The sequence below is a fragment of the Pseudomonas sp. Soil_N_39 genome, assembly GCF_057655955.1.
Genome location: NZ_JBDGLI010000017.1, coordinates 120,204 through 146,210, shown reverse-complemented (window position 1 = coordinate 146,210; position 26,007 = coordinate 120,204). Strand labels below are relative to the sequence as shown.

Genomic DNA, 26,007 nt, shown 5'->3' with positions numbered 1-26,007 from the left:
GATAGAAACTTCAGGGGATTTTACCTAAGACCTTGAAAGGGATGGCCGTAAGGGCGGAACCCTAAGCAGCCGTTACCGCAGCAACGGATATACACACTACCATCCTGAAAAAGGCGAGCCCCATTACCTCAAACAGCCAGAATGGTCGCCACCAACGCCAGAGCCCGAGGCACCAGCGTATCCAGTTCCAGATACTCACGATCGGTATGGACCTTGCCACCCACCGGCCCAAGACCACACAGCGTCGGAATACCCAGGCTGGCAGTGAATCCAGAGTCGGCACAACCACCGGTGAACTCGCCCTCAACGCTGAAACCCAGTGCCAGGGCTTTTTGTTGGTAGAGGTGCAGCAGCCGTTCGCTGTGACAGGCCTCCATCGGCAGAAAGGTGGTCGCTTCCTTGACGATGGCGCGGGTGCCGATCAGTTCTTCTTCCGCGACGATGGCCAGGATCGCGGTAAGGATCTGATCCCAGTGCTTGAGTTCGATGAAGCGAACGTCCAGCCGGGCAGAGGCGCTAGGCGCGACGGTGTTGCTGGACGTGCCACCGGATATCAGGCCAACGTTAGTGGTGATGCCTGCCGCGTAATCGGTCAAGGCGTGGAGCTTGACGATCTTGCGTGCCAGGGCTTCGATGGCACTGGCGCCGTCGGCATGATTGACCCCAGCATGCGCCGCGCGGCCGCTGACTTCGATGATCAGCGTGGCGCCGCCTTTGCGTGCGCTGACCACATTGCCGCTGGCCCGGCCGGGTTCGGTATTGAGCACGGCACGCGCGCTACGGGCGGCTTGTTCGATATGGGTTCTGGCGCTGCCGGAGCCGATCTCTTCGTCACCGGTGTACAGGACCTGCACCGGATAGGGCAACTGACCGGCGCGCTTGAGTGCCTTGAGAGCGAAGCAATTGAGCACCAGGCCGCCTTTCATGTCGGCGACGCCGGGGCCATAGGCGAGGTTGCCATCGCAGCTGTAGCCGCGCGTCGTGGTAGTGCCTTTGGGGAACACCGTGTCGCGATGGCCCAGCAACAGCACTGGCTTTCCAGAGGCGCCTGGCACTTCGGCGAGCATCACGTCGCCAAAACCATCGACCGGCATGCGCTGGAGCAGAATGCCGTCGGCTTCCAGTTCTTCCGCGAGCAGCGCGCCCACCGCGTCGACGCCCGCCTTGTCATAGCTGTTGGAGTCGGTGTCGACGATACGCTGTAGCAGCGATTCCATGGCGTCGCGCTGGCCGGCAAGCCAGTCCAGCGCCTGTTGTGGCGTAGCGCTCATTGCGCCTGCTCCCGTAACTGATGTTCCTGAGTCAGGCGTGCCGCGTCGTTGCCCAGATCCCAGAATAGCCCGGCCATGATTTGCAGGCTTTCTTTGACCACCGGTGCCAGCAAGTGCTCGTTCGGCGCATGTTGTGAGCAGGCCGGGTACGAGTGCGGCACCCACAAGGTTGGCAGGCCGAGCACGTCCGCGAACACGTCGTTGGGCAGCGAGCCCCCGAGGTTGGGCAGCAGCGCAGGTTTTTTGCCGGTGGTCTGTGTCAGGGAGTTGAGTGCCCAATTGACCCACGGGCTTTGCGGGTCCAGCCGAGTGGCATGCATCACATCGATGCGGCTTTGCTTGACCTCGACATTGCTGAAGCCATGGGCGTCCAGGTGGGCACGCACAGCCGGGATGAAGGTCCTGTAGTCACTGTTCACCACGAAGCGGATATGGCAATGGGCATTGGCCTTGCCGGGGATCGCATGCACGGGGGCGTCCGGGTTGCCGGTCTTGAAGGCGATGACGTCGAGGGTGTTCCAGCCGAACACCTTTTCACTCAGCGAGAGCTGCGGGTTACCCCAGTTGGCGTCGATTTGCGGATCGCCCGGCCCGCCACCCACTTCAATATCGGCCAGAGCCTGGCGCACCGGCTCTGGCAATGTTTCGGGCTGCAGGCCTGCCACTTTCACCCGGCCGTGTTCATCGACCATGCTCGCGATGGCATTGGCCAGAATGATCCCGGGGTTGGCCAGCAACCCGCCCCAGTTGCCAGAGTGATGGGCGCCTTCGCGCAAATTGACCACCAGCTCGAAGTTGAACACCCCGCGTGAGCCAAGAAAAATCGTCGGTCGTGAGGCCGCCAGGCGCGGGCCATCCGAGGCGATGAAAATATCCGCCGCGAGCGCTTCGCTGTGGGCGGCACAGAACGCGTTCAAGCCCGGCGAGCCTTCTTCTTCGCCCATTTCCAGCAGCAGTTTGACGTTAAAGCCCAGCTTGCCGTCGCGAGCCTTGAGCGTTTGCTCCAGCGCGGTCAGGTTGATCAGGTGCTGGCCTTTGTTATCCGCTGTGCCGCGGCCGTACCAGCGATCGCCTTCGACCGTGACTTGCCACGGTGATAGGCCTTCACGCCATTGGGCTTCATAGCCCCGCACCACATCACCGTGACCGTAGCTCAGTACCGTCGGCAGTTCGGGATGCTCGATGCGCGTGGCGATCATGAAGGGGCCACGCTCTGCCACCGGGTTGTCATAGATCTTGACGCTGAAGCCCATCGCCTCAACATGCGGGGTGATGAAGTCATTGAGGTAGCGATACAACTCGGGCTGGCTGTCCGTTGCCTGGCTTTCGGTGTGCAAGGCGACGCTGCGTTCGAGCAGATTGAAAAAGGCACCGTTGTCGAATTGCGCGGTGGTGTTGCTGATTGCCAATGAACGACTCATGAGTGGACAAGCTCCAGTGTTTGGGCAGGATTGTCGTGAAGGTGGCAACGCACGCTGCCGCCGATAATTGAATCATTGGCCGGGTAGGCCGTTTTGCACGGTGCGAAGCAGCTCGGGCAGCGCGGGTGAAAAGCGCAACCGGACGGCGGTGACATCGGATTGGGAAAGGTGCCGTGCAGGCCGATATCGGGAATGCCCAGGCGCGGATCGGGCGTGAGCACCGAATCCAGCAAGGCGCGGGTATAAGGGTGGCCGGGTTCGGCGAACAACGATTCGCGCGTACGTTCTTCGACGATGCGCCCCAGGTACATCACCGCTACCCGGTCGGCGAGGTGTTCGATGACCGCGAGGTTGTGGCTGATCAGCAGATAGGTCAGGCCGAATTCGCGCTTGAGGTCTTGCAGCAGGTTGAGAATCTGCGCCTGCACCGACACGTCCAGCGCCGAGGTGGGTTCGTCGCAGATCAACACATCGGGTCGCATGATCAGCGCCCGTGCGATCGCGACCCGCTGGCGTTGTCCACCGGACAACTGACTCGGGTAGCTGTCGATGACCCGCTTGGGCAGGCCGACCACATCAAGCATCGCTTCGGTCTTCTTGCGCCGCTCGGCGGGGCTGCCGATGTCATGCACGATCAGCGGCAGGGTAATGATTTCGCGCAGCGTCTTGCGTGGGTTCAGCGAGGAATACGGGTCCTGGAATATCGGCTGAATGTGCCGGGACATCGCCTTGCGATCCGTCGCCGCCAGATGCTTGCCATTGACCAGCACATCGCCGCTGGTAGGCGGCAACAGACCGAGCAGTAGCTTTGCCAGGGTACTTTTTCCGCAACCGGACTCACCGACCAGACCGAGGGTCTCGCCACGCATCAGACGCAGGGAAACGCCATCCACGGCTTTCAGGATGGCGGCGGGTTTGAAAAAGCCCTGGTTGATCCGAAACTCGCGACGGATGTCACACAGCTCCAACGTGATGTCTTTTTTCATGACCTTGCGCGCTCCAGAAGGCGAATCGGTGCCGGGGCCGGTGCGGCGAACAGGCAGCGCGCCATGTGTCCGTCCTGCTCGACTTCGGGGATGTCTTGCGCGCAGGCCGGTATCGCTTGACCACAACGATTGCGGAACGCACACCCTTGCTGTTCGCCGACCAGGCTTGGCACCAGGCCTGGAATCGAACCCAGGGCCTCACCCGGTTTGGTCTGGCCAGGGATTGGAATACTGGCCAGCAGACCACGGGTGTACGGATGCTGCGGGTTCTCGAACAGTTGCAGGGCAGGGGCGGTTTCGACGATTTCCCCGGCATACATCACGGCGACCCGATCGGCGATCCGTGCCACCAGCCCAAGATCGTGGGTGATGAAGATCACCGCCAGGCCGAGTTCCTTCTGAATGTCGCGAATCAAACGCAGGATCTGCGCTTGAATGGTTACGTCCAATGCGGTGGTGGGCTCATCGGCGATGATCAGGTCCGGTTCGCACATCAACGCCATGGCAATGATCACCCGCTGGCGCAAACCACCAGACAGTTGATGCGGATACTGACGCAAGCGCTCGGTGGCATTGCTGATACCGACTTTCTCCAGCATCCGCCCGGCGTGAAGCAGGGCATCCTTGCGCGACACCTTGCGATGCCGGGTCAGCACTTCGCTGAGTTGATCGCCAATGCTGTAGGCCGGGTTCAGCGAGGTCATCGGTTCCTGGAAGATCATCGCCAGACGGTTGCCGCGCAGGTCGCACATGTGCCGTTCGCTCTGGCCGATCATGTCGATACCGTCCAGCATCAGCCGGGACGCCGTGCGTTTGGCTTTGCGTGGCAACAGGTCCATCAGCGCCAGCGACGTCAAGGATTTACCGCAGCCGGATTCGCCGACGATGCACAACATTTCACCGCGCTCGACTTCAAAGGTCAGGCCGCGCACTGCATGCAGCATGTCATCCGGCGTCGGGCTGTTGCCCATGGGGATATCCACGCGCAGGTTTTCTACATGGAGTAGTGCCATGTTCGGTACCTTCAATTAGTTACGGCCGTCGATCAGTTGCGGCCGTCGGGCAGGATCAGATCGCGCAGGCCATCGCCGACCAGGTTGATGCCCAGCACCAGAATCATCAGGGCGACGCCGGGAATGGCGATGACCCACGGGGAAAAGAACATGTAGGGTTTGCCTTCAGCGATCATCAAACCCCAGGACGGCGTCGGCGGCTGCACACCCACCCCGAGGAATGACAGGGCCGACTCCAGCAGGATCGCGTGGGCCATTTCCAGCGTCGCGACGACGATCAGCGCGCCGACCAGATTGGGCAGGATTTCGCTGACCAGAATGCGCAGGGTCGAGCAACCCAGCGCCTGGGCCGAGGCCACATATTCAGCATCGCGAATCTGTTGCACCGAAGCCCTGACCACCACCGCGAAGCGATCCCAGAGCAGGCAGCCGAGCAGCACGATCACCACTTTCAGCGAGCCGCCCATCAACGAGGCCGAGGCCAGCGCGACCATCACGACGGGCATCGCCAGCCGAGTGGTGATCAGGTAGCTGATGAACGCATCGACCTTGCCGCCGTAGTAACCCGCCAACAGCCCCATGACCGTGCCGATAAAGCCGGAAATAAGCGCCGCCGCGATGCCGATGAACAGTGAGATACGTGCGCCGTAGAGCAGTCGCGACAGGTAATCACGGCCCAGCTTGTCGGTTCCCAGGACGTATTCCCAGGTGCCGTTGGCCATCCATGCCGGCGGTTTCATACGCAGCATCACGTCCTGCGCATAAGGGTCATAAGGCGCCAGCCACGGGGCGAAGAGTGCGCCGGTGAAGATGATCAGCAACAACACCGTGCCGATGGCGAAACCACGATGACGAAAGCTCTTGCCAAGTACTCGGCTCAGGCTGCTGGGGGGTGGCAGGTAGTCATTGATTGTGAGGGTCGTTGGGGTGCTCATGTAAACCTCCTAGCGCACGCGAATGCGCGGGTCGAGCAGTGCGTTGAGCACATCGGCCAGCAAGGTAAGGATGATGTAGATCACCGCAATCAGCAGGACCACGGCCTGTACGACTGGAAAGTCATCACGGGCGATGGCGTCCCAGGCGAGTTGTCCGATGCCTTGCAGGGAGAACACGGTTTCGATCACCACCGAACCGCCGAGCATGAAGCCAAACTCCACCGCCGCCAGCGCGACGACCGGAATCAAGGCGTTGCGCAGTGCGTGCTTGAACAACACGCGGGCAGGGCGCAGGCCCTTGGCGCGGGCCGTGCGGATGTAATCGGAACTGAGCACATCAAGCATGCCTGCACGGGTCAGGCGCATGATTGCCGGCGTCGCGTAGTAGCCCAAGGCAATGGCCGGCATGACGAAGTGCAGCAGGGTTGAGTTGCCGGACACCGGCAGCCACTTGAGCGTCACCGCGAATACCACGATCAACATCAGCGCAAACCAGAAGCTGGGCATTGCCTGGCCCAGTACCGCAATGCTCAAGGCCAGTCGGTCGACCCAGGTGTCGCGTTTGACTGCGGCCAGCACGCCCAGTGGGATCGCCACCAGCAAGGCGATGCCCAGCGCCAGGGCACCTAACCCGAGGGTGATTGGCAAGCGGCTGGCGACAAGGTTGTAGACCGACTCCTGAAAGAAAAAAGAGTTGCCCAGGTCCAGCCGTAGCAAGTCGCCCAGCCAGTTGAAGTACTGGGTCGGTAGCGGTTTGTTCAAACCGTATTGCACGCGGATTTGTTCGATCTGTTCGCTGGTGGCTTCCGGTCCGCCAATGGCCGTGGCCAGGTCGCCGGACAGATGCAACAGAGAAAAGCTGATCACCGACACGGTAATGGCGACGCAAACAGCGATGCCCAGACGGCGCAAAAGGAATCCAAGCATGGCAAGTTTCCTCATATCCAATGGATGACAGGTGTGAGGACGTGTCCGTGGTGCGGGTGAGCCCGCAAGCCACGGCACCTCTCGATCAATCCGCTCGGTGGCGGATTACTTCCAGCTGGACTGAACGAAACGCGGCAGTTCATCCGGATAGGGCGTGAACGCCAATTCGGAGGTGTAGGCGTAGTTCATCGAGTAGTTGAACAGCGGCGCCCAGTACGCCTGTTCGCTGATGCGCTGCAACGCCTTGCGGTAGTTGTCCTTGCGCAATTGCGGGTCGAGGGCGTTGTCAGCGGTCTGCAACCAGCCCTGGACTTGTGGGTCTTTGATGTTGTCGTCCGGGTTGCCCTTGAACCAGGTGCCGGCCGACGCCGAGGTGTCGAGGATCGAGAACGAGCCCCAGGCCTGAAACGACATGGGCACCTTGCCGCCACGTTGTTGATCGCGCAGGGCGGCGTACTTCAAGTAGCGCAGCTTGGCGTTGATGCCCACTGCACGCAGGTTGCCGATGATGGCTTCGACGTAATCACGGTCGCGATAAGCGAAGATTTCTGTCTCGAAGCCATTGGGGTAACCGGCTTCGGCGAGCAACGCCTTGGCCTTGGCCGGGTCGTAGTTGTAGACCGTGGCCGCGGAGGTATCGCAGCCGAACTGGCCTGGATAGCAGGCAACCTGCAAGGGCTTGGCTTCGCCCCCCACCAATTGCGTGGCGAGCGCATTGCGGTTGATCGCATGGTTGATGGCTTGACGCACCTTGAGGTGCTTCATCGGCGAGTTTTCAGTGGAGGTGCCTCGAGCATCAAGAATCAGGAAGCCGATGCGCATGGTTTCGCCGCTGGTCACGGTCAGGTTCGGCATACCTTTAAGGTCGACGGCCTGATCCGAGGTCACTCGCCAGGTCCAGTCGACACCCTCGGTCATCAACTCGGCCAGGCGGGTTTCCGCATCCGGAATCACTCGGAACTTGAGGTGACCGATATGGGGCTTGCCTTGTGGGCTGTCTGGAAAATAGTCCTTGTTGATCTCCATGGTCACGCCTTCGCCAGCCACCACCGACACGGCTTTATACGGCCCGGTACCGATTGGCTTGCGGCTGAATTCGGCCAGGCCGACCTTCTCGAAGTACTGCTTGGGGTACATCGGAACGGCGTTGGACAGGTATTCCAGGGCCGGAGGGAAAGGTTTTTTCAGATGCAGGCGGACGCTGTAGTCACCGGTTTTTTCGGCGCTCTTGATCCAGTCTACGTTTTGCACGGTAACGACTTTCGCTTCGGGCGACACCACGTAGTTGAGGGTGAACACCACGTCGTCGGCGGTGAAGGCGTCGCCGTTGTGAAATTTGACGCCTTTGCGCAGCTCAAAGTCGAGGGTGGTGTCGTCGACCTGGGTCCAGCGGGTGGCCAACATGGGTTTGTATTCGCCGCTGTTGGGATCGCGATAGATCAGGTTGTCCCAGATCAGCCGGCCGAGAATCACCCCTTCGCGCAAATCGTTGTGATAGGGGCTGATGTTTTCAGGCTCGCTGTCGGAAGCGTAAACCAGGGTGTCGTTGGCTTTACCGGCATGAGCCGGAAAACTGCTGATGAGGCCTGTCAGCGCAATGCTGCAGGCGAAACCTTTGATGCCCATGCCGTCGTCTCCGTTGGCGAGAGTGGTTGAATCAAAGGGCAGCGAATCGCAAATGCGTAAAGGAGGGTGAGAAGCTCAGGTCATGTTTTTTTGGTCTGGACACGAATGTAGGGAAAGGCTATCAATGCCACAAGAATAATATTTCGATACTTGCGTTGCCGAAAAGGCAATTCCTGGGGGCGCCGATGCAGCTGTATGGTGTGCAGTCCACGGCACTGCGTTATTTTCTGGAAGTCGCGCGATGCGGATCGATCAGCGAAGCCTCGATGCGCCTGAATGTCGCAGCCTCAGCGGTGAGCCGACAAATTGCCAAGCTCGAGTTGGCTCTGGACGCCAGCCTGTTCGAGCGTCGTGCCCGAGGCATGGTGCTCAGCGAGGCGGGGGCGCGACTGGCGGCCTATGCGCGCAAGTCGCAGCTTGAGGCCGAGCAGGTGGTGCTGGAGATTACCGAGCTGCATGGTTTGCAGCGGGGCCATGTGCACGTTGCCTGCTCGGAAGGGTTTGCACTGGAATACATGCCCAGGAGCATCAGCGCGTTCAGGCGTGAGTATCAGGGCATTCATTTCACGTTGGAGGTCTGCGCGCCGGCCGAAGCGACCGAGAAGGTGCGTTCCGGCGAAGCCGATCTGGCGATGACCTTCAGCCTGACGCCGCAAAGGGAAATCAAGGTCGAACATGTCCTGAGCGGGGCGATTTTTGCCGTGGTCGCCAATTCCCATCCCTTGGCCGGGCGTGAGGCGGTCAGCCTCGCTGAGCTGCAGCCCTGGCCCATTGCGTTACCCAAGGCCGACACCACGATACGGCAGCTATTCGACATCTGTTGCGGTGTCCAGGGGTTGTTGTTCGACCCGGTGTTGACCACCAATTACGTTGCGGCGCTCTATAGCTTCGTCCGCGAAGAAGGCGTTATCAGCCTGGCCAGCGAAATGACCTTGCAAAAGCAGGTGGCGGACAAGGTCCTGCAATGCGTGCCGATCCTTGACGAAGGCATGCAGGCACGCCGCATCGAACTGCAAAGCATGGCTGGCCGCAATTTACCGGCAGCGGTGTGTGCATTCAGGGATTTTCTGATTGCGGATCTGGCGAAAGCGAAGCGTTGAGTTCGGTGAATGTGTTTTCACTGTTTGAACATCAGCCGCTGCGCTGTATCTGTTCCAGTATCAGGCTGTCAGTGATGTTCATGTCGTCCAGCAACAGAAACATCTTGCTCAGCACCTCGGCCATTTTCCTGTCGGTGTCGGCGAACGGCAGGTAGAACGCCGTGACGTTGCTGCCTGCGGGCACGATGCACAGGTAGTTGCCGGGTTCGATATGGATGGCGGCGCTGCCCAGGTGAATACGGTAGTTCGCACGCTGGCCGCTAATGTGCAGAAAATGCCCTTCGCATCTGACGTTTTGCAACCCTAGCCCTTGGATCAACTCGCCGACCAGTTCGGCGCGGCGTTGCACGGTTTCGTGGCTGGAGCTGTAGTCGTCTGCGGCGTGGGCCACGGAGACGAGCAGGTCGGCGTCGCGCATGACTTCCGAGAACAGCAGCGGTGGTACTTGCTCAAGGGGGAGGGCTTTCTGGTCGCGGTGGAACGCAATCGTGTCGAAGGTAAAGTGTTCCGTTTCCGAGAGGTAGTGACCGGTATCCAGAAAGTTGAACAGGGCGTAAATGCCGTGCTCTTTGCTCTCGTAATAGATGTCCTCGACGCTTGAAGTCGACCAGTTGCGGACCTGCAGCAACCGGGCGGCGACTTTGCCTTTAAGGCGGTGGCCGGCAAATCGGTTGGACCACAGGCCGGTGTCTCGCTCGGCAGGGGTGAGCAGGTACAACTCGCGAAAGGCTTGTTTGAACGGCTGCACCCGGCGATGGGTCACCACGCTTCTTTGCCAGGCCGACAGTTGTCCTGCCGTGAACAGATGAAAAGGGTGAGCGATACGCAGGTTCTTTTCAACGATGTGTTGGCGGCCTTCAAGGTCAGTCACCGTCAGCGTTGCGGCATCGAGCCAGCCCAACGCAGCGTCGTCGGCCTGCATGATCAGTTGTTCGAGCAGCAGACGAACCGCGGGCATTTTCAACAGCGGCTTCAGGTCGTCCAGCGCCAGGGTTTCGCCGCTGCTCATCATCGCTTCCAGGGTGCGGCAGAAGCGGGCGATCTGCTCCTTGAGCTGGGTCTGCTGCGTCTTGAGGGCGACGAAGTCTGCGTGCTTGCGAATTGCAGGCGGTGCGGTTTTGAGCGTCTTGCCGGCTTTGCAGATGTGCAATGTGGGCGACAAACCGTCGATGATGAGTGTGACGTCATAGCCATCGATGGAAGCGGCCGTCACGGCGGATTCGGCGATCTCCGATTCCATGGCCCATTCCAGGCGAATCGCCGAGGGGTAGCCGGCGACACGCGCGAGGTTTTCCAGGCCTGCCTGCACCGCTGCGTGGGAGTTGGCCTGTCGCTGAGCGCCGTATTTACGCACCTCTTTGTGCAGTTTCTTGAGCGTCAGGTAGCGCTGGCGTACGTCGTCCGGCCCCGTGACGGGCAGCAAGCCATAGATGCGCATGGCCGGCTGTGCATGGCGGGTCAACTTCTTTTCCAGCGCCGCTCGACCGATGCCCTGGTAGGCGTCGAGCAGTACACGCGTCTCGGGAAACGCCCAGTGCGAGGGTTCGAGCGCCGCGAGGTACTCGCGCAGGTGGCCTGGGTCGGCCTCGGCCAGCGCCTTGTCCAGCAGGTAGCGGTCCACCACGCCCACGGTTTCATCCAATGTATTGGGCAGGTCGGTGCCCCAGCCGGACCGAGGTGCCAGGGCAATGTTCAGGTATTCACGCTGGAAGGCTTGCAGATCACTCCAACCGAGCGCGTCGAGCACCACTCGGCTGGCTTGTCCGGCGTAGGGCAGGGCGGTGAGCAGGGTATTTCTTGAAAAGCCGGACAACGCCGCGAGCAGCTCTGCCGATTGGTGCTTGGGCAATTGCTGAAGCGATAGGAAGGGTTGGAGCACCGCAGCCGTGTAGCCGAAGCTGTCGAAGTCATCCGGTGTCATGCCCAGTCGTTCGATGACCGACAAGGCCTGCAACAACCAACGGGTCTGATACACCTCGACCGAGCGGAAGGTGTCAGCCAGCCTCTCGGCGTTATCGGGCAATCCAGCCAGGGCATCCTCGACGTAACGAACGGTGAAGTTCGCCAGTTCAGGGGGCACTGCAGCGGGTTCTTCAGTGGGGATGTCATCACTCTGGGACGGCTCATCATCGATGTCTTTCGGGGCCTCGTTGTTTGAATCGTCCTCGTCGAAAGCTTCATCGGCGTACCGAGTCAGGTCCACATCATCGCTGTCCAGCCCGGCGTCGTCCGAATAGAACATCATGGCGCGGCCCCAGGTATTGGCCGCCCGGACGAAGCGCGGGTAATCGAGGCGGCCCGCTTCCAGCAGGCCCAGAGCGATGCGCTCGATTTCCTTGTGCACGTAGATGTACGCGTCGGCGATTTTCCTTTGTTCTTCATCAGCCGGGGAAGGGGGCTGCACGCGGTTCCAGCTGCCGTCCAGCAACCATTCGGCGAAAGTCTGCCAGGGCGGGGTGGGCGGATAATCGCTCAGGCGACTGATGCAGGCCTGAACGTCGGGGAAGGCCCAGGCCTGGTCCGGACTTCTTCGGTAATAGGCAGGGCCATCTTCATCAGTGGGCAATGGATAGTCACTGTCTTCGAAGGCAAATTGCAGCATGTGCTGCAGCCGCGCCCCGATCTGCTCCAGCGCGTAGGCATCCGGGTGCGCCGTGATCCACGCGTCGCAGAGTCGATATTGCAGGCCATAACGCTGTTGATCGCGGCGGTCCTCCAGATCGTCCCAAACGGTCGGGAACACAAAACCATCAGCCAGTGCCTTGGGCCCATCCTCTGGATGCTGCCTGACCCAATCATCGGCGATGCGCAGGACGTCGATGCCGTCCCAAAAATCGGGCTCGAATTCGTCATAGTGGCTGAGCTCGGGGTAGTCATCCAACGCTCTGTCACAGAATGCGCGCAGCGCAGCGAGGCGTGTGGCTTGTTCGGGCACAGGACGGCGTGATTGCATGAGGGTATCCGAGGAAGAGAGTGACGAGGATCAACCGCCGAGCAGCGGCACCAGGCGGATAAACGCGAGGGTGGAAGGAGGACTCAATTCGATTGTCTCATCGAGTCTTTGCAGCATTACCCCGTTGTGCAGAACGCGGAAGGCACGGGTTTCAAAACCCTTCAAGGCTCGCTCGACTTCAGTGCCGACATCCAGGTCGGGAGGTGCGCTGGCCTGAGGCATGACCACCGCGCCTTCATGGGCTTGCTGAAGAACATCCCGCTCGCTCAAGTATTGGCGGTCGAGCATTTCACGCAGCGCCGCTTGTTCCAGCCAGTGCTGGACCGACAGCGCGGCGATCTGTTCGGCAACGGTCTGGCGAATGAGCTCGGCGACCGTCAAGGTCAACGTAGTCGGGGTCAGGGTGACAGGGGGCAGCAAAGGCTCTTGGCGTGCGCCTTTCAGGCAATAGCTATGAACCACGAACTCCATGACGCATTCCTTGCAAGCCAGGCCAGCCGGGCGGATGGCGCCTTAGCATATCCCGGTGTGCAATAAACTTCACCGCGCAGCGTTCTCTTTTCACATTTACGTTATTCGCCGGTCAGCCTCCCACTGCCGAGCTGCCGGTGAACTTTTGTTGTCGGCGAAAAAAGCATAACGCTAAGGCTGGACTGTGCTCTTGGTGGAGACAATTTTGCCGTAACCTTCTACTGGCGGCGTCTCATCGACCACCCACATACGTTCGCTGCGACATTTGAACTTCACACCTTTGCGCGGCGCCATGACCCTGGCCGTTTCCATGCACATTGCCCTGGTAGCAAAGGTAGGCCCTGGTTTTCGTTCCTCGATACAGCCTTCGATGCCACTGCAGATCGTCATCACAACAAAATAAACAGTCATCATCTCGGTATGCTCCCTTGCGCGATGCGAGTGATTACATCCTGTAGTCCAGGTCGGCTGGCCTAAACGTTTAGCGGGAGGTTGCCTGCGGATGATGAGCTTGGATTTAAATCGCCAGCAATGGCACGTTGGTACCGTGTGTCGGGAAACCGTCACTGTATTAATTTATTTTTATTTCATGGCTTTTTGTGCCAATAACTTGGCGTCATCCGAGTGCTGAGGGGAGGGTAAAACGGGGGGCCATGAGCCCCCGAGAACCCCTGTGGGAGCCGAGCTTGCTCGCGATAGCGTCGGCACATCCAACATCACTGCAAGCTGACCCACCGCCATCGCGAGCAAGCTCGCTCCCACAGGGGGACCGGGTCAGGCAGTGCAACCCATCGTGGCTTTTATTGCAGGGGGGTGTGGAATAGTGATGCCTGATCAGGCAGTCAGGCAGTCATTGCACGATTCGTTGCAACAATTTGCTCATGTGTGAACTGACTGCCAGAAGCCATGAACTTGGCCAGAAGTGCGTCCCGATTTTGAGGCGCCTTCGTTTTGTCAGCGGCACATAAGGCTGATTTTAGCTCCGGCAACGTGAGTTCGGTGCAGTACGCAGGTGTACCAGGTTGCTGGCGCCATGAGCCCTCAAGGCTACCAGCGGCGAGCGCGGTGAAACCGGTATCCTCGACAAGATCCTGCGCGATTGCCTCGGCATTGGCGTCATCCCCAGCTACAGGTAAGGCGATGCGCGTTGAAGACACGGTGGGTTGGCCTTTGTCGGCAAGCGTCGCTGCGAGGACGGCGTTCCATGCCTTGATGATCGGGCGGCCAATCTGCTCGCTTACCCAGACACTCTCGGGCTTGCCGTCATCTACTTCCTTGATTGCCCCGTCACGTGCTGGATAGTAATTGGATGTGTCAATGACGACGACTTTCTCGGGAACATGACTCAACGTCTCCTTGAGATCAGGGTATTTCGCGAAGGGGATCGAGAGAATAACAACGTCCACCTCGGACACCGCCTCTTCCTTGGTCACCGGCTGTACACCGATTTCGTTGGCAAGGTTCTGGAGGCTCTGAGGGCCCTTCGAGTTTGCCAGTTTAACTTCATGGCCGTGTGCAGCGAGCTTACGGGCCAGGGTAGCCCCGATGTTGCCTGCGCCGATAATTCCGATTTTCATTTCAAAGACCTCCTCGCCTATCAACAACTATTCAGTCACGCGTTCGAGTCACAACGCCAAGCAGTTCCAGCCTCTTCAAAAACGGCGTGATGGTGCCGGTGCCCATGCAAAGCGTTGTGCCGAGATCCGGTTAGCCTCATTCTGCAGGTGCTTTGTATCCGGCAAGCATGTTCAGTATCTCATCATGGTCACCGTTCGCTTCAGCAAGCCGCAATGGCTTGGCACGTTCGACGACAAGTTCCCGTGGGGTCGGGGTGATCTCAAGCAGTTCGAAGATTTCATTCAAGAACTCGTCCAAAGGCATGGCGTGTTCGTCATTTTCCTGCCCAAGCAACGTGGTGCGCACACCCGGTGGTGCAAGCTCGATTACCTCGACTGACGAGTCTTCCAACTGCACGCGAAGACTTTGAGTGAATGAATGAACGGCTGCTTTGGTTGCGCTGTAGGTCGGTGTCGCAGGCAGTGGGACGAATGCCAGAGCCGAACTGACATTGATGATCGTTGCACTAGGCTGCTTGATCAGTTGGGGCGTGAAGGCATACACCATGCGAATCGTGCCAAGCAGGTTTGTTGTCACGATATCTTCGGCTGTGCTCAGGTATTGGGAATCGGTCAGATCCTCCCAATGCATGATGCCAGCGTTGTTTATCAGAACGTTCAGATTCGGGTGACTGATCGCAAGCGCTTCGCAGGTGCGCTGGATGGATTGTGGATCGGCGACGTCCAGCAATACCGATTCAATACCTGGATGTTGCGACACGATCTTGTCGAGCAGAGCCTTGCGACGTCCCGCGATGATGACGTTGTTTCCCGCCTTGTGAAGCCTGAGTGCCAGGCCGAGGCCTATGCCTGAAGTACTGCCGGTAACCAGGATCGTGTTGCCAGTGCTGTTCATAGTAAACTCCGGTAAGGGTACGTAAGCGGACAGGTGTCCACTTGCTAAAAAAACTACCGGACAACTGTCCGCTTTGCAATGCAGCGAAGGAAAAAACTTTGCCCAGGAATGACGAGTTGGCGATGCGTTCTGACGCCAAGAAAAACCGAGAACGAATTCTGAAGGTCGCAGTGGCAGAGCTGACACTCGATCCTGCGGTCCCGCTGAGCGCGATTGCGAAGAAAGCCGGCGTGGGGCAGGGCACGTTCTATCGCCATTTCGCTAACAGAGAGGAACTGGTATTCGAGGTCTACCAATTCGAAATGCAGCAAGTGGCCTCGTTGGCGGAACAACTGCTCGCCACAAAACCCCCTAAGGAGGCTCTGCGAGAATGGATGGACTGCCTCGTTGAATATGCAATGACAAAGTCCGGACTTGCGACCGCGATACGGCAGGCAGCCTCTACTTACGAGTTCCCGGGGAAGTCGGGATACGCGCCCGTCCAGGCGGCAGCCGAGTCGCTTTTGAGGGCGAATGAAAAGGCTGGAACGATTCGTAGCGGGGTTACCCACGACGACTTTTTTCTAGCCACTGCCGGAATATGGCAAATAGATTCCCAGAGCGAATGGCGCCCACGTCTTGCCAGATTGATGGACTTGGTCATGGATGGCCTATGTGCTGGCAGTCCAGAAAGCCTGAAGGAGAGAAACCCGTAGCATTAAGTTAGCGGTCGGCGAACAGCTTGCCTGCAACGGCAGAGGCAAAGGCGCTAGCATGAGGGTTTACTCATAGAAGGGAACATCATGCGAAACCTTCCTCCTTCTTCAAGCCTGCGAGCCTTCGAAGCCGCCACGCGGCACGCCACGTTCACTGCGGCGGCAGAGGAGTTGCACGTCACACAGAGCGCGGTAAGCCACCAGCTCAAGCACCTGGAACAGCTCTGGGGATTGCAGCTGTTTCATCGTGGTAACTCTTTGCACCTGACCTCGGCAGGGGCAGCGCTTGCGCCCATCGTGCGTGAGTTCTTCATGAAGCTCGAGGCCACCTTGGCCGATTTACGCGAGCAAAACGGGCGGCAGCGGCTGAGCGTCAGCACGACCTATTCTTTCGCCTTGAAGTGGCTGCTGCCTCGGCTTCCTGATTTGGCGCAAGCGCATCCGCAAATCCTGCTCACCCTGGACAGCACCGATAGCCCCATTAACTTCTCGACGACAGACCCGGACGTGGCTATTCGCCTGGGCAACGGGCATTTCCCGTCGCTGTTTTCAGAGTTTCTGTTCCGCGAGCAGATTTTTCCGGTCGCCAGCCCGGCGTTGCTTGCGCGCTTTGGCACGCCGCAAACGGCCGCCGAATTGCTGCGCTATCCACTGCTTACCCGTGATGGCGCAGCGCGGGTGCCGAAATGGGAACAGTGGTTTGCCCAAGTGGGCGTTGAGGTTACGACCTTGAAGGAAAGCATTCGCTACGCAGACACCAATATGACCATTGAGGCGGCGTTGTTGGGGCAAGGTATCGCGCTGGCGCGCAGCGGGCATGTCGAAGCCGAGCTCAATGACGGCCGTCTTCAAAGGCTGTTCGAACTGCCGTTCGCATCGCCTCTGGCGTATTACTTCGTGTGCCCCACAGGGATCGAGACTCAGCCTCATATCGCCAGCTTCCGTCGTTGGCTGGTGACCCAGGCGGTCGATGCTCAGCAAACTTATGCATGAGGTTTTCATCATGCTGGGATGAAGAGACTTTGCTTTTATAGCGCTAGTGGGTCGGCCTAGGATGATGCATGTCCTTACCCATCATCTGCCTCGTCTTGTTCGCCGCGCTGCTGCACGCCAGTTGGAACGCCATGCTGCGCGGGGGCACCGACCGTTTGTGGTCTATGACCATCATGTGCATGGCGATCGCCCTGGCGAGCGTCATCGTGGCCGCGCTGCTGGCGCCGCCCGCCCGTGCAAGCTGGTTCTGCGTTGGGCTCTCCGCGATATTGCACGTGGGTTACAACCTGTTCCTGGTGCGCAGTTACAAGTCTGGAGACCTGGGCCAGACTTACCCCATCGCCCGCGGTGTATCTCCGATCCTGATTGTCCTGGCCGCTTCGCTGTTCGCCGGTGAGCGGATGGCGCCGAATGGACTGATGGGGATTGCGTTGGTGTCGACCGGAATCATCTCGCTGGCTTATACCGGGCGCCGGCGGACGTTGCCTGACTTGCCCTACGCACTGGGAACCGGTTGTTTCATTGCTGCCTACAGCGTGGTCGATGGCATCGGCGTTCGCCTCTCCGGGGCGCCAATGGCCTACACCGCCTGGATGTGCCTGTTGTGGGGCGTGATGATGCCCCTGGTTTATATCGGACTGCGCGATGCCAAAAGCCTCTTTGCTCTGCGGCCAGGTATCGCCGTGGCCTCTGCTGGCGGGCTGGTTTCATTGCTGGCCTACGGCGTCGTGATCTATGCCATGGCCCAGGCACCGATGGGGGCGGTGTCCGCCCTGCGAGAAACCAGCGTCATGTTCGCCGCTTTGATCGGGTACGCGTTTCTTGGCGAAGCATTGACCTTACGCAAGCTGTTGGCCTGCGCCGTCATTGCACTCGGTGCGCTGGTTATCCGCTGACCTCGCTTTTTCCATCCAGTCGTGAGGATTGATCATGAATGACCGTTCGCAAAAGCCCTTGATCCTGATTACCGGAGGCGGGCGCGGGATTGGCGCGGCGACCGCCCTGCTGGCCGCTGAACAGGGTTACGACGTCGTGCTGACCTACATCGCCGATGAGGCGTCGGCGTTGGCGGTGGCAGCGCAGGTCGAGGCCAAGGGGGCCCGTGCCCTGGCGGTACGCGCCGATAACGCCGATCCGGCACAGATCGCCGAACTGTTCGCCACCCTTGATCTGCGCTTCGGGCGAATCGATGTGCTGGTCAACAACGCTTCGATATTGGCACGCCAGTCGCGCTTGGAGGATCTTGGCTTCGAGCGCATGCAGCGAATCTTTGCGGTCAACGCCTTGGGGCCGATGCTCTGCGCTCAGCACGCTACCCGGCGCATGGCCTATCGTTATGGTGGGCGTGGTGGTGCAGTCATCAATATTTCTTCGGCGTCAGCTCGCCTCGGTAGCCCGAATGAATACGTGGACTACGCAGCGTCCAAGGGCGCGGTTGAAACGTTCACGACGGGTTTTGCCAAGGAAGTGGCCCGGGAGGGTATTAGAGTCAACTGCGTTCGACCCGGGCATATCTATACCGAGATGCATGCGAGTGGGGGAGAGCCGGGCCGAGTCGACCGGGTGAAGGATACGATCCCGATGGGGCGTGGTGGCCAGCCGGAGGAGGTCGCACGGGCCATTCTCTGGTTGGCGGGGCCGCAGGCGTCGTTCGTGACGGGCACCTTCCTGGATGTGACCGGAGGGAAGTAGGCCGGCTATCAAGTTCGTCTTTCAAATGAAGCGTCCGAGGGTTGTCGCCATAATTCGCGAGTCGCCGCTGATCCCTGGCCAGGATCGCGGCGAGTGTCGAGCCTCTTGCTACTTGTAATGTTGTTCAAACACCGCCAATTGCTCAGGCTTGATCAACTGAAAGGGCACCCAGACGTCCGTCTCCACCGGCTCTCCCTTGATCATCTTGAGCGCTGCCTGTACCGCGCTGGTCGCCTGGGCCTTGGGGTCCTGGAACACCGAGGCGACCAGCATCCCGCGCTTGATCGCCGCCAGGCCGTCAGGCAAGCCGTCGATGCCGACAATCGCAATCTCGCCCTTGGCTTTGCCGGCCTGCTGCAAGGCCATGGCCGCACCGATGGCCATCTCGTCGTTGTTGGCGACGATGGCATCGAAACGGCTGCCCGCCAATAGCCAGTTGCTGGTCAGGTCCATCCCTTTGTTGCGCTGCCACTCGGCACTTTGCTGCTCGACAACCTTGATCCCGGGATAGTCCTTGAGCACCTGCTTGACGCCTTCGGTGCGGTCGTGGGTGGCGTTTTGCGCCAGGTCACCCATGATGATTGCGAGGTTGCCCTTGCCCCCGAGTTTTTCGGCCAGGTAGCGCATTTGCAGCTGTCCGGCCTCAATGTCATTGGACGCCACCGTGACGACGCCTTTGGGCAAGGTGCGCTCGTCCGGGTGGCGGTTGACGTAGACCAACGGTGTCTTCGCTTCGACCGCGGCGCGGGTGATATTGGCCGTGGCGGAGGTGTCCACCGGCAGGACAATGACCGCATCCACTTTCTGGTTGATAAAGCCCTGGACCTGGTTGAGTTGGCGCACCACATCGCCCTGGGCGTCCTCGAACTGGATCTGCACGTTTTCCTTTTTCGCGGCCTCGTCCAGGCCGTTACGCACGTAGGTCATGAAGTTGTCGTCGACTCTGGCGATGCTGACGCCGATGCGATAGTCGGCGGCAGCCCATTGGCTGAAGAGCAATAGCAGGGTGGCGAAAAGCAGTGTGCAACGACGCATGATGGTTTTCCTTTTGTTGTTATGAGTGGTACGTCACCAAGAGCTGAAAATCTGCCGCACGTGTTGAGTTCGGCGCGGGCTTTATCCATCAAGCGTGAAGGCCTGCCGGAAACGCTCAAGCGCGACCTCGCTGTCACCGCTGGCCCAGCCTTCGAGGCCGACGACACCGCTGTATCCCATGCCGAACAAGGCCCTGGCAATGGCGGGATAGTGGATTTCACCGGTGCCGGGCTCCATGCGGCCTGGGACGTCGGCGACCTGGATTTCGCCGATGGCGCTGCCGGCGCGCTGGATCAGTTCGATGAGGTTTCCTTCGCCGATCTGCGCGTGATAAAGGTCCAGGTTCATCTTCAGGTGCGGGCTGCCCACCGCCTCGATCAGCGCCAGGGTATCGTCAGCGCGGGCGAAGGGCGTGCCCGGGTGGTCGACTTCGGTATTGAGGTTTTCCAGCAGGAATACCCGACCCGCGTCTTCGCCCAGGCGGGCGATTTTTTCCAGCGTCTTGCAGGCGCTCAGCCACATGCGGCCGGTGGTCTGGGCCACGGGTTTGACCGGCAGGCCTTGATCACCCAGGCCGGTGCCATGCAGGTTCAGGCTTGGGCAACCCAATTGCGCGGCGACGGCCAAGGATTCCTGGGCGCTGTCGAGCAGTTGCCGGATATCGTCGGGGTCGGTCAGGTTGCCTGAGAGGTAACCGGTCATGGAGGTGAAATCCGCGCCGGTCGCCGCGAGGGCTTGGATGTCTTTGCTCGCCCAGTTCCATATCTCGGCGCTGAAGCCCAACGCATGGATGCGTTTGACCCGTTCGGTAAAGGGCAGGTCGAGGAAGACCATCTCGGCGCTGATCGCCAGTTTGAACGGTATGAAACTCATGAACGCGCTCCTTGCACACGCACTGCTTTGCCCTGTTGGAAGGACTCGATGCAGGCACGGGCAATGGCCAGTGCCGCCCGGGCATCTTCACCGCTGGCCAAGGGTTTTTCGCCGCTGCGCACGCAACTGACAAAGTGGTTGAGTTCGGCCACATAGGCATCACGCAACAAGTCGGTGTCCATGCGCTGGGTGTCGGCCTGGACCCCATTGGCCAGGTACCGCAGCAAGTCGGAGTCGTTGACGTTGCCCATGGTCAGCATGCCAGCGCTGCCGAACACTTCGCCGCGGACATCGTAGCCATACACGGCCTGGAAATTGGCCTCGGCTGTGGCGATGGCGCCATTGTCGAAACGGATCGTGACCACCGCGGTGTCGAGAAAACCCTTGTCCTTGTAGTCCGGTGCGATCAGGGCATCGGCCATCACAAAAACTTCAACCGCCTCGGCACCCGGATTCAGGTAGCGCAGGGTATCGAAGTCATGGATCAGGGTTTCCAGGAAGATCACCCATTGCGGCGACGCGGCCGGGTTGTTCAGCGCTGGGTCACGGGTCAGCGAGCGCAGCAGTTGTGGCGTACCGATCCGGCCGGCAACGACATCCAGATGGGCGGTGCGGAAACTTCTGGCAAAACGGCGATTGAAGCCGACTTGTAGCGTCACCTGTGCATCGGCAGCGGCGGCGATGGCGCGGTCCGCTTCGTCCAGGGTGATGGCCATCGGTTTTTCACAGAACACCCCTTTGCCGGCCCGGGCCGCACTGATCACCAGTTCGGCATGGCTGCGTGCCGGGGCGGCAATCAGCGCGGCATCGATGTCCGGGTCATCCAGCAATTGCTGTGGATCGGTATAGACCTTCTGCACGTCCAGTTCGGCCGCCAGGCGCGCGGCCTGGCCGGGGGTAGGGTCGGCGATGGCGGCGAGGCACGCGCCGGGGATGTGCCGGGCGGCGGTCAGGCCGTGAAAACTGCCCATGCGGCCAGCGCCTATGAGGCCAAGGCGGAGGGTCTTGGATGTGCTCATGAACATGACTCCCTTTATTGTTTTTACGACTGGGTGGTAAGAATGTCCTCGTCTGTTTAGGCAGGGAGCAAACGCTGTGCCAATAGTTAAGTTATTGATATTTAGTGGTTTTTATCTAAATTGATGTTCATTTTAATGACATGTCTATACTGGCATGTCGAAAATATGAACATGTGGCCGAATAATGGACCAGCAACTTGCGGCGTTGAGCACCGAAGACCGCGATTACCTCACCACCCTGGGCCCTGCGTCGTTGAACGAAGGACCCGGCGTTGCGCTGGATGAGGCCTGGCAAGCGTGCTGGCGGGGGGAGATTGATCGTCCTGCCGGGATCCGACGGGTGATTTGGGAATCCTGGTTGCGCAGCGTCAATGCCGGCCTCGATCCGGAAGACGGCGAGTACCGTTTTGTCGCACCTGACGACCTGACCGCGACACTGGCCGCCAACCGGCTGCTGATCGCCGCGGCGGCGCAAGTCATGCGCGGGTTGCTCGCTTATAACCCCAGGGGCCATATCAACCTGACCGATGCCGCAGGCACGACGTTGTACTTCTGCGGCTTGGACCTCACCCCCATAGGCAGTCGCCTGCTGGAGTCGGTACAGGGCACCAATTGCACTGGGCTTGCGATCGTCGAAGACCGTTTGGTGTATGTGCTGGCCGAGGAGAACTTCGGGCTTGGCCTGCGCCAGCGCCGCATGCATTGCGCCGCCGCGCCGATCCGCGATGCCCAGGGCCGGACGCTGGGGATGTTGACCTTGACGGCGGAGCCGGGCTGGTTTCATTTCCATACGCTGGGCACCGTCCAGGCCGCGGCCGAAGCTGTCTCCAGGCAGATGGCGCTGCAAGCCTTGCTCGAGGAGCAACAAACCCTCCTTGAAGTGCTCAACGAGGGGTTGGTGGTATTGGATGAGCAGGGCTGCATCAAGGCACTCAACCACTACGCCCGACAGTTGTTCCGCGTGGGGCATGACCTGCTCGGCAGTCCGTTCAAGAGCCTGGGCAAGAGCGAGTTGACCGATGCGGTCCTGTTCGGGGACGGGGAAGGGGTACGGGACCTGGATTGCACCTTTGAACTGCACGACCGCAGCCATCTGGCCTGCCTGGTGTCGGTCTGCCCACTGGAGCAAGGCGGGCGGATTGTTTCGTTGCGCGAGAACCGGCGCATCCGGGAAATCACCCGGCGGATCATGGGCACCCAGGCCAGCTACACCTTTGAAACCATCCTGGGCCGCTCACAGGCGATTGAGGATGCGCTGCACCTGGCACGGATTGCCAGTCGCAGTGATTCGACCACGCTGATCCTCGGCGAGAGCGGCACGGGCAAGGAACTGTTCGCCCAGGCCATCCACAATGCCAGCGACCGGTGTGGCGGGCCTTTCGTGGCGGTCAATTGTGGTGCCATTCCCCGTGACCTGGTGCAGAGCGAATTGTTTGGCCATGTGGAAGGCGCTTTCACCGGATCGGCTCGCGGCGGGTCGGCAGGCAAGTTCGAATTGGCCGATGGCGGGACGATCTTCCTCGACGAAATCGGTGACATGTCCTTCGATGCGCAGGTCAGCTTGCTGCGTGTCCTGCAGGAAGGCGAGGTGACACGGGTGGGGGCGAAAAAATCGCTGCGGGTCAACGTCCGTATCATCGCCGCCACCCACCGTAACCTGAGCCAGGCGGCGGCCGAGGGCGCCTTTCGTGAGGACCTTTACTACCGGCTCAACGTGCTGAACCTGACGGTGCCGCCGCTGCGGATGCGCCGCGAGGATGTGCCCCTGTTGGCGCGGCATTTTCTCGCGCGGTGTGCCCGGTCGCTGCGCAAGACGATTCAGGACCTTTCACCCGAGGCGCTGGAGATGCTTGGCGCCTATCACTGGCCGGGCAATGTTCGCGAGTTGGAAAACGTCATCGAGCGGGCGACCAACCTGGCGATGACCGAGCTGATCGAGCCGAGCGATCTTGCGCTGGACATCAGGCAGCGAGGGCGGCCAGCGCCGTGGGTCAGTGTGCCTGAACCGCGCACGGCTCCGGACCTGGGTACCCACGAAATGAATGCAATCATCGCCGCCCTCAAGGACACGCGCGGAAACATCCGCCTGGCGGCTCAACGGCTGAATGTGTCGCGTGGCGGGCTGTACAACAAAATGAGTCGGTTTGGGCTCAAAGTTGAGGCGTTTCGTTCTTAGCGGCTGGCGCATGGTCAGGGGCGAGGTCAGAAAACGGTTTTCCTGAAGCAGCGAGCGGATATGCCCCGATAGAACGACAAAATGGCCAGCACCTGCACGATGACCGCTGCTGTCACGACGGCGACGATGGCGTGATTGGGATCGGTGAAGGCGGCGCGCACCAAGCCGAAAAGGGCCGGTGCGAAGGCGTAGGTGGCCTGGCTGATCGCGACCATCAGGGCGATGACCTTGGCGGTGTATTCACGGCTGAACTCGGTTTGTGCAATCAATGGCGGCAAGGAGGTGGCATTGCCAATGCCCGAGCCGATCAGCCCCACGGCTATCCAGGCCACAGCCGGGTGAAGGTCCAGGCCCAGAAGCATCAGTGTCCCCAGCATCTGAATGGCATAGCCAAGGCAGGCCAGCTGTCGACGGTTCATACCTTGGACCATCAGGCGTGCGGCGACGTAACGCCCGCCCATCGCACTGGCGGTGGCCAGGCCCAGGGCGAATGAGGCGTCATGCGATCCCATGCGTCCCACCAGGATCGAGTACAGGTGCGCGATCAAGCCGATCTGGGCGAACAGTCCCAGGGACATGCCGGCTGCCAGGCTGCGAAAACTCGCCGACCTGAGCGTCTGCATTGTGGTCCATGGCATGGCGCTGGCGTTGACCGGCGCGGGTTCCGGCTGTTCCGCGTTGTCGGGATGTTGTCCCAGGCTTTGTGGGTTTTTATTGAAGACCAGGAAGGCGAAGACACTTATGAGCAGCACGGCGATGACACTGATCACCAGCGCCGCCGTGGCGAAGCCGAAACGCTCGATCAGCAACACCCACAGCGGCGAAAAAATCACGCCACCCAGGCTGGCACCGTTGTAGGCCTTGCCCAGGGCCTTGGGCCTTTCCTTGACGTACCACGGCGCGATCAGAGTATTAACGGCCGCCGCACCCAACGTCACCCAGCCGATACCCGAGCAGACCGCGCCGGCATACAACACCCAAAGCTGGTTGGCTTGAGCCCAGATGTTCACGCCGATGCCCAGGACGATGCTGCCCAGCAGGGTGATGGCGGGTATCCCGAAGCGTGTGTAAAGGCGTGGCAGGTTGGCGATGACAATCGTGCCGCTGAGAAAGTGCAGGGTCACGGCAGTCGAGACCTGGGCGATCGGCCAACCCGTGCGTTCCATGACCGCTTGCATATAGATCGGTGGCCCATAGAAGCCGATCCCCCAACCAATCATCGCCAGGATGAACGTGCAGGCCAGTACGGTTTTTCCAAAAAAGCGGGTGCGTGTCATCGCCATCTCCTCCAGGGTGGCTAGCAGACTATGCGCTCGACAGGTTCCTCACTTCGGGGTGCGTCGAATAATGGATGTCGAGCGTGCTCCTTTGGTTTGCTTGGCTTTCACCGGATTCTCGAACTCGCCTACCGCCTCAAGAACGCCTTGAGCGCTCGGGTGATATCGAGCGCGGATTGATCGGTGATACGCCCGGGAAGTTGGTCGAACATGTGCGGGGCCCCCGGGTAGACATGGAGTTCCAGGGCAACGCCCGCCCGGGACAAACGCGTTGCGTAGTCGATGTCCTCTTCCAGGAAGAGGTCCTGGGAGCCAACTGAAATGAAACTGGGTGGCAGGCCACTGAGGTCCGGCTGCCGTGAGGGTGAGAACAAGCCGATGCGTTCATCGTCCAGGGTGTAGTCACCGCGAAGGCAGTGCCAGCAGAACTGATTGGGCGCCGGCAACCAGCTGAACGTGCCGGTGTCGCGGCTCGGGTAGGGCGATTGCCCCGAGCCTGTGCGGTGATCGAGCATGGGATAGATAAGCACCTGGCCAGCCAGTGGGTACTCGGCCCTGTCGCGCGCCAAAATGGCCAATGCGGCGGCAAGCCCGCCGCCGGCGCTATGCCCCATGACCACCACGCGTTGGGGATCCAGGCCGAGTGCTCGATGGTTGCCAGATAGCCAGGCGAGGGTGGTGTAACAGTCCTCGAGGGGCGCTGGAAAAGGATGTTCGGGCGCCAGTCGATAATCCACTGCAACGATGATCGCCCCCAGCTCATCGGCCAGGTCGGCCAGGTAGTCATCTGCCATCTCCGGTTGTCCGAGGACGAAGCCGCCGCCGTGGATGTACAGGAGCGCCGGAAGGATCGCGGCTCTGGCGATGCCTTTGGGCCGGTATAAGCACAGGCGCAGGCGTTCATCGATGCCTGTGATCCAGCACGCTTCGCCCCGCGCGCTGTGCACGGGTTTGAAGGACGAATGGACCCGGGCGCGGATGATTGGCAGCGTGCGCAGCGACCATTGTTCCGCACCCGAGGCCACAAGCCCCTGGAAGGCCGGATCGAGCTGTTCATCTGGCTTCAAGGTGA

General features: G+C 60.3%; 23 protein-coding genes. 6 read left to right on the top strand and 17 right to left on the bottom strand.

The genetic code is table 11. The features are described 5' to 3' along the window. Nucleotides 1-128: 128 nt before the first annotated feature. The 7 genes from AC3A5O_RS22750 to AC3A5O_RS22720 form a co-directional block, all read right to left on the bottom strand. Nucleotides 129-1,271: a M20 family metallopeptidase gene (locus AC3A5O_RS22750; RefSeq protein ID WP_487753754.1), complete on the bottom strand. Its 1,143-nt coding sequence runs from the start codon at nt 1,269-1,271 to the stop codon at nt 129-131. Continuing rightward, on the bottom strand, nt 1,268-2,692 hold the full coding sequence (locus tag AC3A5O_RS22745) for a M20 family metallopeptidase (protein ID WP_122568319.1): 1,425 nt from the start codon (nt 2,690-2,692) through the stop codon (nt 1,268-1,270). Before AC3A5O_RS22745 ends, AC3A5O_RS22750 begins: the two co-directional genes overlap by 4 nt. Next, on the bottom strand, nt 2,689-3,678 hold the full coding sequence (locus AC3A5O_RS22740) for an ABC transporter ATP-binding protein (RefSeq protein WP_487753753.1): 990 nt from the start codon (nt 3,676-3,678) through the stop codon (nt 2,689-2,691). The genes AC3A5O_RS22745 and AC3A5O_RS22740 overlap by 4 nt, the downstream gene beginning before the upstream one ends. Next, entirely contained in the window at nt 3,675-4,691 is a 1,017-nt protein-coding gene (locus tag AC3A5O_RS22735) for an ABC transporter ATP-binding protein (protein WP_122568321.1), read from the bottom strand. Before AC3A5O_RS22735 ends, AC3A5O_RS22740 begins: the two co-directional genes overlap by 4 nt. A 32-nt stretch (nt 4,692-4,723) precedes the next feature. Further along, on the bottom strand, nt 4,724-5,626 hold the full coding sequence (locus AC3A5O_RS22730) for an ABC transporter permease (RefSeq protein WP_122568322.1): 903 nt from the start codon (nt 5,624-5,626) through the stop codon (nt 4,724-4,726). Nucleotides 5,627-5,635: 9 nt separating this feature from the next. Next, nucleotides 5,636-6,553, bottom strand: a complete 918-nt coding sequence (locus AC3A5O_RS22725; RefSeq protein WP_122568323.1) for an ABC transporter permease — start codon at nt 6,551-6,553, stop codon at nt 5,636-5,638. Nucleotides 6,554-6,658: 105 nt separating this feature from the next. Next, nucleotides 6,659-8,179 carry an ABC transporter substrate-binding protein gene (locus AC3A5O_RS22720; RefSeq protein ID WP_122568324.1) on the bottom strand — a complete coding sequence of 507 codons (1,521 nt, stop codon included), beginning with the start codon at nt 8,177-8,179 and terminating at the stop codon, nt 6,659-6,661. A gap of 185 nt (nt 8,180-8,364) precedes the next feature. Here AC3A5O_RS22720 and AC3A5O_RS22715 point away from each other — a divergent pair, with 185 nt between their 5' ends. Continuing rightward, a complete protein-coding gene (locus AC3A5O_RS22715; RefSeq protein ID WP_122568325.1) occupies nt 8,365-9,279 on the top strand; it encodes a LysR substrate-binding domain-containing protein in 915 nt (304 codons plus the stop codon). A 31-nt stretch (nt 9,280-9,310) separates the two neighbouring features. On the opposite strand, the gene AC3A5O_RS22710 is transcribed toward AC3A5O_RS22715, so the two are convergent. The 5 genes from AC3A5O_RS22710 to AC3A5O_RS22690 all read right to left on the bottom strand — a co-directional run bounded on the left by AC3A5O_RS22710 (nt 9,311) and on the right by AC3A5O_RS22690 (nt 15,175). Beyond that, nucleotides 9,311-12,232, bottom strand: coding sequence for a DUF4132 domain-containing protein (locus AC3A5O_RS22710; RefSeq protein WP_487753752.1), 2,922 nt, complete (start codon nt 12,230-12,232; stop codon nt 9,311-9,313). A 30-nt stretch (nt 12,233-12,262) separates the two neighbouring features. Further along, nucleotides 12,263-12,703, bottom strand: a complete 441-nt coding sequence (locus tag AC3A5O_RS22705; RefSeq protein WP_122568327.1) for a hypothetical protein — start codon at nt 12,701-12,703, stop codon at nt 12,263-12,265. Nucleotides 12,704-12,874: 171 nt separating this feature from the next. Beyond that, entirely contained in the window at nt 12,875-13,117 is a 243-nt protein-coding gene (locus AC3A5O_RS22700; protein ID WP_122568328.1) for a hypothetical protein, read from the bottom strand. Nucleotides 13,118-13,545: 428 nt separating this feature from the next. Beyond that, nucleotides 13,546-14,301 (bottom strand): NADPH-dependent F420 reductase, encoded by a 756-nt coding sequence (locus AC3A5O_RS22695; protein WP_122568425.1) that lies wholly within the window; start codon nt 14,299-14,301, stop codon nt 13,546-13,548. 115 nt (nt 14,302-14,416) lie between these two features. Continuing rightward, nucleotides 14,417-15,175: an SDR family oxidoreductase gene (locus tag AC3A5O_RS22690; protein ID WP_305492162.1), complete on the bottom strand. Its 759-nt coding sequence runs from the start codon at nt 15,173-15,175 to the stop codon at nt 14,417-14,419. Nucleotides 15,176-15,297: 122 nt separating this feature from the next. Here AC3A5O_RS22690 and AC3A5O_RS22685 point away from each other — a divergent pair, with 122 nt between their 5' ends. From AC3A5O_RS22685 to AC3A5O_RS22670, 4 genes are all read left to right on the top strand, one after another. Continuing rightward, nucleotides 15,298-15,870, top strand: coding sequence for a TetR/AcrR family transcriptional regulator (locus tag AC3A5O_RS22685; RefSeq protein WP_122568426.1), 573 nt, complete (start codon nt 15,298-15,300; stop codon nt 15,868-15,870). 87 nt (nt 15,871-15,957) lie between these two features. Next, nucleotides 15,958-16,863, top strand: a complete 906-nt coding sequence (gene gcvA / locus AC3A5O_RS22680) for a transcriptional regulator GcvA (protein WP_305470598.1) — start codon at nt 15,958-15,960, stop codon at nt 16,861-16,863. Nucleotides 16,864-16,931: 68 nt separating this feature from the next. Next, a complete protein-coding gene (locus AC3A5O_RS22675) occupies nt 16,932-17,759 on the top strand; it encodes a DMT family transporter (RefSeq protein ID WP_305470599.1) in 828 nt (275 codons plus the stop codon). Between the two features lie 34 nt (nt 17,760-17,793). Continuing rightward, the gene (locus tag AC3A5O_RS22670; RefSeq protein WP_305470600.1) at nt 17,794-18,555 is read left to right on the top strand and encodes an SDR family oxidoreductase; all 762 of its coding nucleotides are present in this window, start codon (nt 17,794-17,796) and stop codon (nt 18,553-18,555) included. A gap of 108 nt (nt 18,556-18,663) precedes the next feature. Here the strand turns inward: AC3A5O_RS22670 and AC3A5O_RS22665 are convergent, their stop codons facing one another. From AC3A5O_RS22665 to AC3A5O_RS22655, 3 genes are all read right to left on the bottom strand, one after another. Further along, nucleotides 18,664-19,590: a sugar ABC transporter substrate-binding protein gene (locus AC3A5O_RS22665; protein WP_122568336.1), complete on the bottom strand. Its 927-nt coding sequence runs from the start codon at nt 19,588-19,590 to the stop codon at nt 18,664-18,666. Between the two features lie 81 nt (nt 19,591-19,671). Beyond that, nucleotides 19,672-20,463 (bottom strand): TIM barrel protein, encoded by a 792-nt coding sequence (locus AC3A5O_RS22660; protein ID WP_487753751.1) that lies wholly within the window; start codon nt 20,461-20,463, stop codon nt 19,672-19,674. Further along, a complete protein-coding gene (locus tag AC3A5O_RS22655) occupies nt 20,460-21,482 on the bottom strand; it encodes a Gfo/Idh/MocA family oxidoreductase (protein ID WP_487753750.1) in 1,023 nt (340 codons plus the stop codon). The genes AC3A5O_RS22660 and AC3A5O_RS22655 overlap by 4 nt, the downstream gene beginning before the upstream one ends. 184 nt (nt 21,483-21,666) lie before the next feature. Between AC3A5O_RS22655 and AC3A5O_RS22650 the strand changes: the two genes are divergently transcribed. Beyond that, nucleotides 21,667-23,658 (top strand): sigma-54 interaction domain-containing protein, encoded by a 1,992-nt coding sequence (locus AC3A5O_RS22650; protein ID WP_487753749.1) that lies wholly within the window; start codon nt 21,667-21,669, stop codon nt 23,656-23,658. Nucleotides 23,659-23,684: 26 nt separating this feature from the next. Here the strand turns inward: AC3A5O_RS22650 and AC3A5O_RS22645 are convergent, their stop codons facing one another. Next, nucleotides 23,685-24,935 carry an MFS transporter gene (locus tag AC3A5O_RS22645; protein ID WP_487753748.1) on the bottom strand — a complete coding sequence of 417 codons (1,251 nt, stop codon included), beginning with the start codon at nt 24,933-24,935 and terminating at the stop codon, nt 23,685-23,687. Nucleotides 24,936-25,063: 128 nt separating this feature from the next. Further along, on the bottom strand, nt 25,064-26,002 hold the full coding sequence (locus AC3A5O_RS22640; RefSeq protein ID WP_305470603.1) for an alpha/beta hydrolase: 939 nt from the start codon (nt 26,000-26,002) through the stop codon (nt 25,064-25,066). Nucleotides 26,003-26,007: the final 5 nt, after the last annotated feature.

Bases quoted from the DNA above. Each gene is read 5' to 3' on its own strand.
- AC3A5O_RS22655 (WP_487753750.1), bottom strand. From the start codon at position 21,482: ATGAGCACATCCAAGACCCTCCGCCTTGGCCTCATAGGCGCTGGCCGC.
- AC3A5O_RS22725 (WP_122568323.1), bottom strand. From the start codon at position 6,553: ATGCTTGGATTCCTTTTGCGCCGTCTGGGCATCGCTGTTTGCGTCGCC.
- AC3A5O_RS22745 (WP_122568319.1), bottom strand. From the start codon at position 2,692: ATGAGTCGTTCATTGGCAATCAGCAACACCACCGCGCAATTCGACAAC.
- AC3A5O_RS22645 (WP_487753748.1), bottom strand. From the start codon at position 24,935: ATGACACGCACCCGCTTTTTTGGAAAAACCGTACTGGCCTGCACGTTC.
- AC3A5O_RS22690 (WP_305492162.1), bottom strand. From the start codon at position 15,175: ATGAACAGCACTGGCAACACGATCCTGGTTACCGGCAGTACTTCAGGC.
- AC3A5O_RS22685 (WP_122568426.1), top strand. From the start codon at position 15,298: ATGCGTTCTGACGCCAAGAAAAACCGAGAACGAATTCTGAAGGTCGCA.
- AC3A5O_RS22665 (WP_122568336.1), bottom strand. From the start codon at position 19,590: ATGCGTCGTTGCACACTGCTTTTCGCCACCCTGCTATTGCTCTTCAGC.
- AC3A5O_RS22740 (WP_487753753.1), bottom strand. From the start codon at position 3,678: ATGAAAAAAGACATCACGTTGGAGCTGTGTGACATCCGTCGCGAGTTT.
- AC3A5O_RS22720 (WP_122568324.1), bottom strand. From the start codon at position 8,179: ATGGGCATCAAAGGTTTCGCCTGCAGCATTGCGCTGACAGGCCTCATC.
- AC3A5O_RS22700 (WP_122568328.1), bottom strand. From the start codon at position 13,117: ATGATGACTGTTTATTTTGTTGTGATGACGATCTGCAGTGGCATCGAA.
- AC3A5O_RS22705 (WP_122568327.1), bottom strand. From the start codon at position 12,703: ATGGAGTTCGTGGTTCATAGCTATTGCCTGAAAGGCGCACGCCAAGAG.
- AC3A5O_RS22750 (WP_487753754.1), bottom strand. From the start codon at position 1,271: ATGAGCGCTACGCCACAACAGGCGCTGGACTGGCTTGCCGGCCAGCGC.
- AC3A5O_RS22675 (WP_305470599.1), top strand. From the start codon at position 16,932: ATGTCCTTACCCATCATCTGCCTCGTCTTGTTCGCCGCGCTGCTGCAC.
- AC3A5O_RS22710 (WP_487753752.1), bottom strand. From the start codon at position 12,232: ATGCAATCACGCCGTCCTGTGCCCGAACAAGCCACACGCCTCGCTGCG.
- AC3A5O_RS22715 (WP_122568325.1), top strand. From the start codon at position 8,365: ATGCAGCTGTATGGTGTGCAGTCCACGGCACTGCGTTATTTTCTGGAA.
- AC3A5O_RS22660 (WP_487753751.1), bottom strand. From the start codon at position 20,463: ATGAGTTTCATACCGTTCAAACTGGCGATCAGCGCCGAGATGGTCTTC.
- gcvA (WP_305470598.1), top strand. From the start codon at position 15,958: ATGCGAAACCTTCCTCCTTCTTCAAGCCTGCGAGCCTTCGAAGCCGCC.
- AC3A5O_RS22670 (WP_305470600.1), top strand. From the start codon at position 17,794: ATGAATGACCGTTCGCAAAAGCCCTTGATCCTGATTACCGGAGGCGGG.
- AC3A5O_RS22730 (WP_122568322.1), bottom strand. From the start codon at position 5,626: ATGAGCACCCCAACGACCCTCACAATCAATGACTACCTGCCACCCCCC.
- AC3A5O_RS22735 (WP_122568321.1), bottom strand. From the start codon at position 4,691: ATGGCACTACTCCATGTAGAAAACCTGCGCGTGGATATCCCCATGGGC.
- AC3A5O_RS22650 (WP_487753749.1), top strand. From the start codon at position 21,667: ATGGACCAGCAACTTGCGGCGTTGAGCACCGAAGACCGCGATTACCTC.